The following is a 13,201-nucleotide window of genomic DNA, read 5'->3' as shown; positions in this document are numbered from 1 at the left end:
GAATCTGTGTCTGCCTTTGAAAATATGGGCCGGGCGGAGCCGGGCGATGCCGTTGATTCCAAGAGCGGCCGCATGCAAAAGCCCCCGGATAGGTCGCGGAGACCCATCCGGGGGCTGGAATTTGTTGGGATGTTTTTGGCTTTGTGGTTCGCGTTATTTCGCGTTGCCGGGCAGGGACCACAGGAAGTCCACCTTCAGCGTACCGGAGAAGCGCGGATCTCCGAGACTGATGTAGCGGTCGCCGGAATAGTCCGGCGCGGTGGAGACGTTGTTCGGGTTGTAGTTCGCCGCGCCATGGCAGCTCATGCAGTTCGATTGTACTCCGTAGTTGTTCTGCACGGGCTGGCCGTTGTAGGTGCCGGGGATGGAGTCCGGCAGGTCGGACGGGCCGAAGCCCGCCTCGAGCCAGGGGTTGTAGGCGTAGATGGAGTTGCCCTTGTTGTCGCCACCCACGTACGGCGGGGATGGTAGTTCGGTGGTATAGGCGATGGACATGGCGTAGTTCGCGGCCGGTGCCTTGATCTGGACGGGGCGGGCCTTGGCGATCGCATCGGAGCTGGGGGCGAGAGGATTCGCGGGTGTGGGCGTCCACCAGAAGGTCTGCCACGTCCAGCGGGTGATCTCGCGGCCGGAGACATGCATGGCGACGAGAATGGCGTAGTCGCCCTCCGCGGCACCCTTCGCTTTCAAGGCACCCGCCTGGTCGGGGTTCAGCTTGAAGTTGATGAGGCTGGAAACGGGATAGGTGGTGGCATCGGTGCGCGATGAGCCGTCCTTTTTCGGAGCCTTGTCGATCTCGCCCTTGCCGGAGCCTCCGTCCTTCACATCGATCCAGACGGAAGCGGGCCAGGTGGTGGAGCCCCACTGCTGCGGCGTGGACGGCGGGCCGGGCCAGACGGGGAGTTGATAGTAGCGGCCGTCCACCAGGTCGCTCTTCTTGATGACCTGGAAGACCGGCTTGAGCGCGAGGCCGGTGACCGGGAAAACGGGAATCTCATCCGCGCCGTAGGACAGGAGCTGGTCGAGCACGGACTTCTGAAGCAGGCCTTGTTTCATGATATGATCCGCGGCGGTGGGATCATACTTCACGAAGCCGAGCACGGTGGCCGTGCCGGCGGCTTCCAGATGCGGGTCCTTGCCCTTGTGGTGTTTCAACTGGCGGAATTCCTCAAGGACCGGGCGGGAACCCCGGGGAAGCTTGAGCAGGCTTTCATTCTTGCCTGCCTGCGAGGCGGCGGTGATGTCCTGCGGCGTGAGCCAGGTCTCGAAGACACGCAGTTTCTGGCCGTTCTCGGTTTGATCCGTCTCCGCCGTGAGTGAGGCCCAGATGCCCCAGCCGTGGAGATAGATCTGGTTGTCCGCGGCGGCGCTGGCCGTAGGGTCCGTGACGGAGGAGTCCGCCACCCATTTCAGGATGGTGGCTTCATTCTCCGGGAAGTGGTAGCCGGGGATTTTCGGATCGGGCAGGGGCACGGGGACGAAATCCGCCAGGGCGGCGGAGCCGGAGGATAAGAGTACGGCGGTGGCGAGCAGGGATGCCAGGCGTCGGGCTTCGGGTGTTTTCATGGTGGGTTGCGCGGTTTATACCTAACAGCATGGATGGTTTCATGTTTCCGGAGTTATTGATATGAAATAAGATGACTCTATCGCGTAGGTTTGTGTGTTCTGTGGTAGTGATCGTGGGTATTTTTTCGGATAAGTGGTATCAATATCGGACACGTGGTATTTTTTGTTAGAATGTGTTTTGCGGGCGGTGTGTTATCACGTCCGGGGTGGTTTATCCGCCGCGCGTAGTGTTTCGGGAAAGGTGTGCCGGAGTCTGCGGGTCCTTCGCGTTCCGCTGCCACCGCACATGGCTGTTCGATCTCCGGCGGCTTTTCCGGGTTCTCCGGGACCATGCGAACCTCACTCCGCCGCTTCCGTATCATCATCCTTCCTGCCCGGGATGCCGGCATGACTTCCCGGTGTCCTCATCCGCTGTGGAATGCGGAAGGGAACAATACGGGGAGCGTAGTAGGTCAGGCGTCCGTCTCCGGGCGGATCACTTCTGGAGCAGCAGCTTGTCCACGCGGTCGCGGGTGGCGGCGTCCACCGTCTTGAGGCTGTCCCGGATTTCGGCGCGGGCGGCTTCCTTGAGGACGGGATTGGTGATGCGGGAGGCCCATTCATAGGCGGCCTCCGGACTACCGCTGTCCAGCAGCAGCGTGGTGGCGGCACGATACCCCTGGTCGTAGGGTTCCTCCGCGGGGCGGTCCGCGAGATAGGAGGTCACCAGCGCGCGGTCAGCGGGCTGGATGTTCGAAATCACGACGCCCAGCGCACGGGGGAATCCGGCTTCCGAATCATTCTGGCGCAGCATGCCCATGGCTGCGGCGGCGTCCTGGGGCGAGAGTCCTTTTTCGGATGCGATCGAGGAAAGGAAGAAACTGTTCGGCAGGCTTTCGTTGTTCGCGCGGAAGGACTGGTAGGCACCGTTGATGCCATCCCGGTTGATTTGCTGGGTGACGATGGCGCGGGTGGCGACCGGAGGAGCGGCTCCTCCCGGATTTTCCTTTAGCAATGCCCAGGCGCGGGCCGGGTCCTTCCGGGTCAACGCGCTGTAGAGCTCCAGGGTGAATGCCTGGCGGTAGGGGCCGACGGCGGGCTTGTCGAGAAGGGCGATGGCGTCCTCCGGTTTGGATTTCATCATCTCATCCAATAGGGCGGCATAGCCTTGGCGCAGTGCGTCATCACTGCCACCCGCGGTTTTCGCGATCCATTCCAGACCGGCGGCCGGATCGGTGGTGGCATATTTGGCCGCGCCCTCGCGAATGGTGCGGATGTCCGTTTCGGATGCGGCCTGTCCCGGTGAGGTCTTCCGCTGCCGGAAGGCCGGGGCGGATTCATCACGCTGGCGGTCCGGGCGGGACTCACGCGGGTTGCGGGAGCCATGGTCGGCGGAGGGTTTCAGATCCGGCACGCGGTCCTTCTCCTTGTCACAGGACAGCAGGGTGAGGGCGAGGAGAATGGAGGAGCGGTGAAGCATGAGATCTTTCCAATGTCCCCATGGTTGGCGGGGATGGCAAAAGGAAAACGCCGCAGGGCGGGGGATTTGCCGGTGGTGTGGCGGGATCGAAAACTTAACCGGATCTTCATGCCCGTGGCGCTATGAAGGGCAGGCTCCGGGCCATTTCCTGAATCCTCGACCCGGCCGGTTTCCCGGGCTACGATGACGGATGGCTGGATTCCGCCGTGCTTCAAGCCATGCCGCCTCCGTCCTCCAGATCCCGCTGGCTTGTTGCCGCCGCCTTGCTGGTTCTTGCGCTGCTCGTGTTCACGTGCTGGCCGGGCCGGGAGCGCGGTCAGGTGGCGCGGGTTTCCACCGGCGAAACCACCTCGGCTGTGGCGGAGGAACAAGGGACGTCCGAGGCGCGCGTTCCGCCGGTCGTCTCCGGAGCCGCCGTGGCGGTGGACTGGAGCATTCCGGATGGGGGGCGCATGCGGCGCTTCACGCTCGCGCTGGATGAGGTGGTCCTGCGTGATGCCGCGGGGGAGGACCATCCGCAGCCGCTTTCGCCACCGGCCACGACGGAGACCTATCGCGCGCGTCTCGCCGCGCTCGGAGCCGGGGGCGCGATCGTCCTGCCCGTTCTTTATCCGCAGGACGAAACACACACTCCCGCGCACCGTCGTCTCGTCACTGCGAACGTGCTGGCGGAAGCTGCGGAAGGCACCGCGCGCGATGCCTTGGCCGGGCGTCTCCACCTGCCTGTAGAATCGATGCCCGCTGCCTCTCCGCGGCACATCGTGCTGCGCGCCGCTTCCCCCTTGGAAGCGCTGGACGGTCTGGAAGCATGGCGGGCCATTCCCGGAGTGGCTTCCGTGCAGGTGGAGCTGGCCCACCAGCAAAGCGCGCGTGCCCTGCCGAATGACACGCTCATTGCCAGCCAGTGGCATTTGAAAAACCAGGGGCAGTCCGGTGTGGTGGCCGGGACGGATGTGAACATCGAGTCCGTCTGGAACTATCCCTCTGGTACTTCCGGCACCAATGCCTGGCGCGGCAACGGCGTGCGCATCGGCATCGTGGATGACGGGCTCCAGACGGCGCATCCCGATCTCAGCACGAACTACGAGGCCACCTACAGCCACGATTGGAATGGGAATGACTCCGATCCGAATCCCTCCGCCACCGGTACCGTGGACAAGCACGGCACCGCCTGCGCGGGCAATGCCGCCGCCCGCGGCAACAACGGCACCGGCGTTTCCGGCACCGCGCCGGAAGCCACTCTCACCGGCATGCGTCTCATCGCCGCCTCCACCACCGATTCCCAGGAGGCGGATGCCATGGGCTGGCACAATGAGGTGATCGCCATCAAGTCGAACTCCTGGGGGCCGGATGACGATGGCGAGACGCTGGAAGGCCCGGGCACGCTCACCCAGGCCGCGCTTGCGAATGCCACCGCCACCGGCCGCGGCGGAAAGGGCACGATCTTCACCTGGGCCGGTGGCAACGGCCGTACGGCCGATGACAATTCGAACTACGATGGTTATGCGAATTCCATCCACGTCATCGCCATCGGCGCTTTCGACAGCCAGGCGCACGTTTCCTACTACAGCGAGCCGGGCACGAACCTGGTGTGCGTGGCCCCCTCCAGCGGCACCTCGCCCGCGCTCGGCATCACCACCGTGGACCGCTCCGGCACCGCGGGTTACAACACCTCCTCCAGCAACGGCGACTATACCACCACCTTCGGCGGCACCTCCTCCGCCACGCCCACCGCCGCCGGGATCGTGGCGCTCATGCTCCAGCGCAATCCGAACCTGGGCTGGCGGGATGTCCGGGAAATCCTCATCCGCTCCAGCAAGCGCGTGAATTCCGCCGACTCCGGCTGGACAAGCAATGGCGCGGGCTTCCGCTTTCATCACGACTACGGCGCGGGCCTCATCGATGCGGCCGCCGCGGTCAATCTCGCCGCCGGTTGGATCAACCTGCCCGCGAATGCCACGCCCATCGTCTCCACCCAATCCTCGCTGAACCAGACCATCCCTGACAACAATACCACCGGCATCACCCGCAGCTTCGTGCTGCCATCCGCCGGAGCGCTGCGGGTGGAGCATGTCACCGTGAAGGTGAACATCAGCCACGGCTACCGTGGCGACCTGGCCATCACGCTCACCTCGCCATCCGGCGTGTCCGATGTCCTCGCCGCTTCCCACGGCGACCCGGGCAATGACTATGCCGACTGGACCTTCTCGTCCGTCCGCCACTGGGGAGAATCCTCCGCAGGCACCTGGACCCTGAAGATCGCCGACCTCGATGCCGGGATCGAAGGCACGCTGAACTCGGCGGAACTCACCGTGCGCGGCACCACGCCTGCCTCCGACTACACCGCGTGGACCGCCGCCTATCCCGGCCTCGCCGACACGTCCGCCACCGCCGATCCGGATCGCGACGGCCTACCGAACCTCGTGGAATACCACCTCGGCCTGCCGCCCAATTCACCGAATACGGCAGCCACCGTACTTGCGCGCACGGCTTCGAACATCAAGCTCACCTGGCGGCGCCACAAGGGCACCGCCTCCACCGGCCATGCGGAGTGGTCGGACAACCTCGTCACCTGGTCCACCGCCGGCATCACCGAAACCGTCACCGAGGACAACGCCAACGACCAACTCGTCACCGCCACCCTTCCCATCACCGCCGGCATGCCGAGGAAGTTCCTGCGGCTGCATGTGACGTTGTGACCAAGGAGCAGGGATGCTCCTGTCCCGTTCTCCGGGCGCATTGGGTCGGGCATCCCTCTTTCTTCTTCGGCGCGCCAGCCCGGTCGAACCTTGTCGAGTGATCCACAGGAATGCTCCACCTCACCGCGGCAGCATGATCTCCTCGTCCGTCAGGCCGGTGAGGCCCTTCAAGCCCGCGACCAGCCGCTGCAGCGTGAGGAAGAGGAAGCCGAAGGCGGGAACGAGCACGACGACGAAGCTCCAGCCGGTGATCTTGCCGATGATGGCGTTGTATTTCTCCAGTGCGTCACCCGCGCTGTGGTCGAAGCCGCGGAAGAGGAACAGGCTGAGCGCGAGGTTGATGATGGCGCTGACGAGGAAGGACGTGGCGAAGAGGCGGGTGGAGGCCAGCAGCAGCTTGCGGTAGCCGTCCTGTTCCTGTTCGCCGATCCTGCCCTCGATCTTCGGGATGTCGAAGATGGTGTCATTGTAGAGGAAGACCTTCAGCAGCGGATTCTGCGTGCGGTGGGAGGCGAGGATAGCGACGCCCAGGGCGAGCGGGATGGAGGCTTCCTTCAGGCCGTAGAGCAGCGCGGCCTGGGGTTTCACGCTGCCGTCCTTGTTCCAGAGATAGATGGTGATGCAGCCGGTGAGCAGCACCGAGAGCAGGCCGATGAGGGAGAAGAAATTCGCCTTCCGGTTCCGCACGAAAAACCAGATGCCGTAGCCGAGCGGCAGCGCCAGCGCGATGGCGAGGCCATAGACCGGTCCGAGGTGCCACCAATGCGCGGCCTTGCCGAGCTTCTCTTGAATTGTCGGGTCCTTGCTCAAGGTTCCCAGTGCCAGCACGGGCACCAGCACGTTCACCATGATGTTGATGAGCGGATTCTCGGGCTTGTGCGGCTTCGGAGGCATGGGTGAAGGGTGGGGTGATCGGGAGTGACGGACCACGGATTACACGGATGAAACGGATTAGGGAAGAGACTTGAGGAAACAACGCGCGGGGAGCAACGGCTCTTCAAGAAGCGGCTGTTCCTGCACGGGTTTTCGCGAATCTTCCCAGCCCGAACTGTTACCAGTCCGGCTACGGAAAAAAGAAAGGGCACGGAGATCCGTGCCCTTTCGATCAGAATTTGAGGCTCAACAGGCGATCACACGGTGCCGTGGATGGTCTTGCCGGTGGAGAGCAGGTCGTCGCAGGCCTGCTTGAGGCGGTCGGCGAGGCCGATTTCGGCCTTCTTGAGATACGAGCGCGGGTCGTACTGCTTCTTGTCGCCCACTTCGCCGTCGATCTTCAGCACGCCTTCGATGTTCTGGCAGATGTGCGTCACGATCGGGCGGGTGAAGGCGTACTGGGTGTCGGTGTCGATGTTCATCTTCACCACGCCGTAGCCGAGGGTCTCGCGGATGTCCTCCAGCTCCGAGCCGGAACCGCCGTGGAAGACGAGGTCCATTTCGGCGGCGGCACCGTGCTTGTCGGTCACGGCCTTCTGGCCATCGCGGAGGATGGTCGGCTTGAGCTGGACGGCGCCCGGCTTGTAGGAGCCGTGGACGTTGCCGAAGGTGGCGGCGAAGAGGAAGCGGCCGATCGGCTGTAGGTCCTCATACACGGTGAGCATGTCCTCCGGGGTGGTGTAGAGCTTGTCCGCCGGGTGGCCGGAGGTGTCGTGGCCGTCTTCCTCACCGCCGACGACGCCGGCTTCGATCTCGAGGATGATGCCCAGCTCCACGCACTCCTTGAGGAGTTCCTTGGAGATCTTCATGTTCTCCTCCAGCGGGAGCTCGGAACCATCGAACATGTGGCTCTGGAACAGCGGGCCTTTTCCGGCGGCCACGCGTTCGCGGGAGGCCGCCAACAGTGGGCGGAGGAAGCCGTCCACCTTGTTCGGGTGGCAGTGGTCGGTGTGGAGAGCCACGAGGACGTCGTATTTCTCCGCGAGGCGGTAGGCGGCCTCGGCCAGGACGATCGCGCCGAAGGCGGCGTCATTCACCTTGGTGCCGGAGGCAAACTGGCCGCCACCGGTGGAAACCTGGATGATGCCGTCGGACTTGGCCTCGGCGAAGGCACGCAGCGCACCGTTGATCGTGGTGATCGAGGTGACGTTGATCGCGGGGTAGGCGTATCCACCCTTCTGGGCGGCGTCGAGCATGGCCCGGTATTGGGCGGGAGTAGCGACTGGCATGACGCCGCAGGGGGTAGCAGGATGCGCGCCACGGACACAAGGCCGAATCGGCACGGAAAACATCGCATTCCAAGGTTCCCGGCTCAGGATTCGCCGATCGCGTCCCTGTGTGACCCCCGTGTCACCTCTGCCGGCCTATAAAGCGTTGAATGTCTCCCGGGGTTGGCGGCATGATGCGGACATGCTTTTGCGGTCCCCCACCGGGCTTTGGATTTCCGGCGCCCTGGTATTCTCCCTTCTCGCAGGTTGTACGAAGAAGGCCGATCGGGCGTCGTCGTCCGAGATCCGGGAGCTCCGCGAGGAAATGGCCGCCATGAAGGCGGAGAAGCCCAAGACCGATGAAAACGCCGCGCTCAAGGCCGAGATCCAGGCCCTCAAGGCGGGCACACTCCAGATCGAGCCGCTCCGCCTGAAGCTGGATGCCTCCGAGCGGGAAGTCGAAGAGCTCCGCCAGAAACTCAATGATTTGAAAAAGGAGAACGCCGAGCTCCGCGCCAAGACGGTCTCCCGCGCCCGCTTGAAGGGAGTCGGCGAATCCTTTCCCGAACTGGCCTGCCCCGGCGGCCGCACCTATCAGAATGCCGTCATCCGCAGCATCGGGGACCGCGCCGTCACCATCCATCATGATGGAGGAGTGGCCAATCTGGGCCCGGATACCGTGCCGCGCGAGTGGGTGAAGCGGTTCTATCTCGATGACGGCAGCAACCCCGTCACCATCGCCGCTTCGTTGCCGGTTTCCCCATCTCCGGTGGCCGCGCTTTCCTCTTCGGCGGTCCCGCCTGCTGCTTCCGCTGCCGCTCCGGAAGCGGTGGATGCCTCCAAGGCCGATGAAATCTCCAACCGGCTCACCCGCGCCGCGGTCATCATCAAGGGGGACAAGGGCGTGGGCACCGGCTTTTTCGCCAGCGATGGCGAGACGGTCTGGCTCTACACCGCAGCCCATGTTCTGAGCGGAAACACCACCTTTGAGGCGACCGGAGTGGACGGACGGGTGTACAAGCGATTCGGCATGTTCCAGGTGGCGGAGAACGCGGATCTGGCCCGCTTTGCGATGCTGGAGTCCGTGCCGGTCGCGGCGGAGCTCTTCGGCGCACGTCCGTGTGTGGCGGGATCCGAGGTCGTGGCCATTGGCAATAGCGGCGGAGCCGGAGTCTTCACCGTCCTCCGGGGCAAGGTAAAGGCCGTCGGTCCCGGCGAGGTCGAGACGGATGCCTCCATCATCCAGGGCAACAGCGGCGGGCTGCTCGCCTCCGCGGCGGATGGCCGGGTCATCGGCGTGGTCACCCGCATGGTGGCGGCCCGCCAGGACGTTTGGTCCGAGAATACGCCCTTCAGCGAGGTCCGCCGTTTCGCCGCCCGGCTCGATGACAATGTCCGCTGGCGCCAGATGACTCCGGCGACCTTCATGGCGGAACCCCGCACCATCGCGGAGTTCAACCGCGTCACCCGCCTGCTGTGGGCGCTCGCCGAGCTCGTGCCAACGAAAAGCGGGCTTCGTCTCACCTCCCAAATCCGCGGTTCGAACTTCACCGCACTCGCCATTTTCAATGAAAACCGCGATTCCGCCGCCGTGGTCAATCTTCTCAAGATGAACACCTCCCTGATGGAGAACAACCTGAAGGTCTCGGATGCGGATCTCGTCCGGCGCTATTTCTCCTTTTACAACAGCATTTCCGCGGCCGCCCAGAGCCAGACCTCCAATTTCGACCCGGAGCGGATCTCCTCCTACAATCGTGACGCCGCCAAGCTGGCGCTCAAGTGGCGCAAGGAAGCGCAGGCGGCCCTAGCCCAAAACATGGCATCCCTCCGTTGAAAGCACGATCCCGGCGCATCTCCGGATGTGACGCTTCCCTTGGGGATAAAACATTGAACTCGTCCTTCCGGGCCTCAACATCAACACATGTCTCCGCGGCCCCCAACCGATCTTCCCCTCGCCGGCATCCTCGGGATCTCCCTGCTTGTCTCGTCCTGTGACAAGCCCAAGGACACGGCGGAGACCAAAGGCCTTCGCACGCAGATCGCCAACCTGCAGGCGGACACCAGCCAGCTCAACTCCGAGAACGAGGCCCTCAAGATGCGCCTCCAGCAGATGGACGGCCTGCGCCAGCGTGCCGAGAAAGCCGAAAGCGACGTTGCCGATCTGCAGCGCAGGATCGCCCAGATCTCCAGCAACGCTCCTACCGCGCCTCCCTCTCCGGAAACTGCCGTCACCACTCCGGAGTCTGTCCCGGCACCCGCTTCAGGAGGAGATCCGCTCAATTTCCCGCAGGTAGGTCCCGATACCGGCCCCACTGACAAGGCCCTGGCCAACCGGTTGCTCGCCTCCGTCGTCATCATCAAGGGCGACCAGTCGGAGGGCACAGGCTTTTTCGCGCGTCAGAATGGCAAGACCTACCTCTACACAGCCGCCCACGTCTTGAGCGGAAATTCGAAGCTCGATATCCGCACCACCGCCGGGCGCACCTTCACCAAATTCGGCGCGTTCGAGGTCGCGGAGGCCGCGGACATGGTCCGCTTTGCCATGCAGGAAGAACCGGCCTCCCCGCCGCCGGAACTCGCCACGAATGAAATGAAGGTCGGCCACGGTGTCTTCGCCATTGGCAACAGCGGAGGAGGTGGAGTCCTCACCATCCTCGATGGCACCGTCACCGGGCTCGGTCCCAACCAGATCGAAACCAGCGCCGCCGTGATCCAGGGCAACAGCGGCGGACCGCTTTTCACCGCTCCGGAAGGCCGGGCCCTCGGCATCATCACCCACCTCATCGCCGCCCGCACCGACGTGTGGGCGGCCGCCACGCCCTTCGCGGATGTCCGCCGTTTCGCCGCGCGTCTCGATGTGGATGTGAAGTGGAAGACCGTTCCCATCGCCTCCTTCCTCGAGGAACGCCGTCGTATTGAGGAGGTGAACGGCACGACCCGTCTGCTGCTCGCGCTTTCCACCCTCCAGCCCACCACCGCCGGTCTCCGCGCCGGCGGCCAGTCCGAGAAGATTGATGCCCTCGGCATCCTCCAGCAGAACCGCACGCGCCCGTCCGTGAAGGCGCTGCTGGAAATGAACAGCTCGCTGGCTGGAAACCGCATGCGCCAGTCGGATCGCGACCTCATCAAAAAGTTCACCGGCTTCTACGAGGCCATCCTCTCCGAATCGAAGCGCCAGACCGCCGGCTTCGATCCCGAGCGCTTCGGCCCCTACCACCGCGAGCTCGCCAAGGAGTCCCTCGAATGGAGCAAGGCTGCCCAGACGCTGATCTCGGACACGATCCAAGGGCTGAACAAGTAGGCGTGTCGCGCAATCGGGTGATGGCCCTCCATTGTCCGCCAACTACTTCCGCGGCACCGCGGGGAGCCGGTTGCCCGATCGGAAAAAAATCCCGGAAAACCTTCCGGTTTCCTCTTGCAAACCCCGCGCCCGCTCCCTAAACAACCGGCCCCGCCGCGAGGCGGGAAACACAAGTGAATGGGTAGATGCCCGAGTGGCTAAAGGGGGCAGACTGTAAATCTGCTGGCTAACGCCTACGCTGGTTCGAATCCAGCTCTGCCCACCATCTTGACTCCAAGATGGTTGTAACGAGACAAGGCTCCGCGATGCGGAGCCTTTCGTTTTGGCATGTGCCCGAATACCGCCCAATGCAGACGGAGCGGAGGATTTCAGACTGGTTGGATCTATCTCGATGGCCTCCATGGGCCGGGCTGGATTGACATTCGGAATCCAATCCTTTTCGCAGGCGCGGTGAGGCTTCTGGTGCCGGTCATGCCCATCGATTGTCCCGGCTGAAAAATGGGCAGATTTGCCCAATGTCCCATGCTGGCAAAAGGGTCACGTTTTCCACTGCCACTGCCGCGGCTGGAGATCCCTTGAAACCAGGTCCTTCCGGAATTGCCGGCAAGGTTCTTGGGATGCCATGAGGGACCGAACCGTCCCTGCCGCGGTTGGTGGCTTTTCCATTCTTCGTTCCATGAAACCATTCCACTCCCATCTCAACATCCGGGCTCTGACCCTGGGTTTTGCCGCCGTCATGCCATTGCTCCCGCCGCATGCGTCCGCGGAACCGAAGGTCGAATACCTCCAGGCGCGCTCCACGGTGGACGGTCAGCCGTTCATGCCCCGCGGCATTTATGCGGTGAATGTTTCCGATATGGATCGGGCGGCGGGTTATGGTTTCAACATTGTTCAGACCTATCAGTTCAGGACGATGAGCGATGACAAGGTGGCGGAGTATCTCGATGAGGCGGGCAAGCGCGGGCTGAAGGTGCTGTTTGATCTGGACATGAAGGCATCGCCGGCTCCGGAAGCGCTCGCCACGCTCCGCAGGCGTATCGAGCGGTTTAAAACGCATCCGGCGCTCTATGCCTGGTATCTTGCGGACGAACCTGCCGTGAAGAATATCAAGCCGGAGGAGTTGAAAGGCATCTATCGCTGGATCAAGGACACCGATCCGGATCATCCGGTGTTTTCGTCGAATTGGGAACTGGAGACATTCAAGGATGCCTGCGATGTCGACATGCCCCAGGTGTACAGCGGGCCGCCCTCCGCCTTGAAGGCGGGCGCGCTTCCCCGGCAGCACCGGACCGCGGCGAAGCACGGTGTGCCGTGGATCGCCATTGCCAACCTGTTCGACACGGACTTCAAAGCTTTCAACGAGGCGGATTCCGAGGTGGTGAGCCCGGCGCAGCTCTTTTCCGCCGTGCAGTCTGGAACGCTCGATGAAGCCGGAGCGCAGGCGAAGATCGAATCGGTGAAAAAGAATCTGGAAAATCCACCCTACAAGCTTCGCGCCACTTTTCCCGATACGCCGGTGAAGATCCGGGGCCAGGCCTTCGACCTCATCGCCCATGGGTCCAACGGGCTCTTCTACTGGTTGTTGCAGCCGGAGGACTCGCTGCACGAGCGCTTCGGATACTACACCATCTTCGTGCGGCCTCCGCTGCGGCAGGCGCTGAAGGATGTCCTGAAGGAAACGCAGGACCTGTGGCCGCGCATCGGGAATCCCAGCTTGGATTCGACCACGTGGTACGATGCGGAATTCGGAAACGTTTTCTTCTGGTGCCGCCGCCAGGGTGACCTCGTGACCGTGATCGCGGTGAACGAAAGCGAGGCCGACTGGTTGTCGGTCCGCACCACCCTGCCAGGTCTGGAGGCCGTGAAAGAGGTTGTGGCCACGGTCAACGGCGAGAAGCGGACCGTGAAGGTGAAGAATGGCGTGTTGGAGGACAACTTCCGCTCGAACCAGGCCCATGTTTATCTGATGACGCTCAAGTGAGCGGACGCGGTGGGTGCGGTCGAACTACGATGAAGATCGTAGGTCCCGGCCTTG

8 protein-coding genes and 1 tRNA gene are annotated in these 13,201 nt (G+C 63.5%); 5 read left to right on the top strand and 4 right to left on the bottom strand.

What is annotated here, in order from left to right:
* Positions 1–153: 153 nt before the first annotated feature.
* Positions 154–1,566 carry a hypothetical protein gene (locus tag KBB96_RS10825; RefSeq protein WP_211629425.1) on the bottom strand — a complete coding sequence of 471 codons (1,413 nt, stop codon included), beginning with the start codon at positions 1,564–1,566 and terminating at the stop codon, positions 154–156.
* 475 nt (positions 1,567–2,041) lie between these two features.
* A complete protein-coding gene (locus KBB96_RS10820; RefSeq protein ID WP_211629424.1) occupies positions 2,042–3,025 on the bottom strand; it encodes a hypothetical protein in 984 nt (327 codons plus the stop codon).
* 218 nt (positions 3,026–3,243) lie between these two features.
* Between KBB96_RS10820 and KBB96_RS10815 the strand changes: the two genes are divergently transcribed.
* Positions 3,244–5,724, top strand: a complete 2,481-nt coding sequence (locus tag KBB96_RS10815; RefSeq protein ID WP_211629423.1) for a S8 family peptidase — start codon at positions 3,244–3,246, stop codon at positions 5,722–5,724.
* 120 nt (positions 5,725–5,844) lie between these two features.
* On the opposite strand, the gene KBB96_RS10810 is transcribed toward KBB96_RS10815, so the two are convergent.
* Positions 5,845–6,618 carry a VC0807 family protein gene (locus tag KBB96_RS10810; RefSeq protein WP_211629422.1) on the bottom strand — a complete coding sequence of 258 codons (774 nt, stop codon included), beginning with the start codon at positions 6,616–6,618 and terminating at the stop codon, positions 5,845–5,847.
* A gap of 236 nt (positions 6,619–6,854) precedes the next feature.
* Positions 6,855–7,886 (bottom strand): class II fructose-bisphosphate aldolase, encoded by a 1,032-nt coding sequence (gene fbaA, locus KBB96_RS10805; RefSeq protein ID WP_211629421.1) that lies wholly within the window; start codon positions 7,884–7,886, stop codon positions 6,855–6,857.
* Positions 7,887–8,067: 181 nt separating this feature from the next.
* On the opposite strand from fbaA, the gene KBB96_RS10800 reads away from it, so the two are divergent.
* The 4 genes from KBB96_RS10800 (at position 8,068) to KBB96_RS10785 (ending at position 13,147) form a co-directional block, all read left to right on the top strand.
* Positions 8,068–9,699 carry a trypsin-like peptidase domain-containing protein gene (locus KBB96_RS10800; RefSeq protein WP_211629420.1) on the top strand — a complete coding sequence of 544 codons (1,632 nt, stop codon included), beginning with the start codon at positions 8,068–8,070 and terminating at the stop codon, positions 9,697–9,699.
* An 87-nt stretch (positions 9,700–9,786) separates the two neighbouring features.
* Positions 9,787–11,166, top strand: coding sequence for a S1 family peptidase (locus tag KBB96_RS10795; protein ID WP_211629419.1), 1,380 nt, complete (start codon positions 9,787–9,789; stop codon positions 11,164–11,166).
* 179 nt (positions 11,167–11,345) lie between these two features.
* Positions 11,346–11,431: transfer RNA gene (locus KBB96_RS10790), tRNA-Tyr, on the top strand.
* A gap of 411 nt (positions 11,432–11,842) precedes the next feature.
* Positions 11,843–13,147 (top strand): alpha-amylase family protein, encoded by a 1,305-nt coding sequence (locus KBB96_RS10785; RefSeq protein ID WP_211629418.1) that lies wholly within the window; start codon positions 11,843–11,845, stop codon positions 13,145–13,147.
* Positions 13,148–13,201 lie beyond the last annotated feature (54 nt).

The sequence above is a fragment of the Luteolibacter ambystomatis genome (assembly GCF_018137965.1).
In the GTDB taxonomy this organism is placed as follows: Bacteria; Verrucomicrobiota; Verrucomicrobiia; order Verrucomicrobiales; family Akkermansiaceae; genus Luteolibacter; species Luteolibacter ambystomatis.
This window is presented reverse-complemented; position numbering and strand designations above follow the sequence as displayed.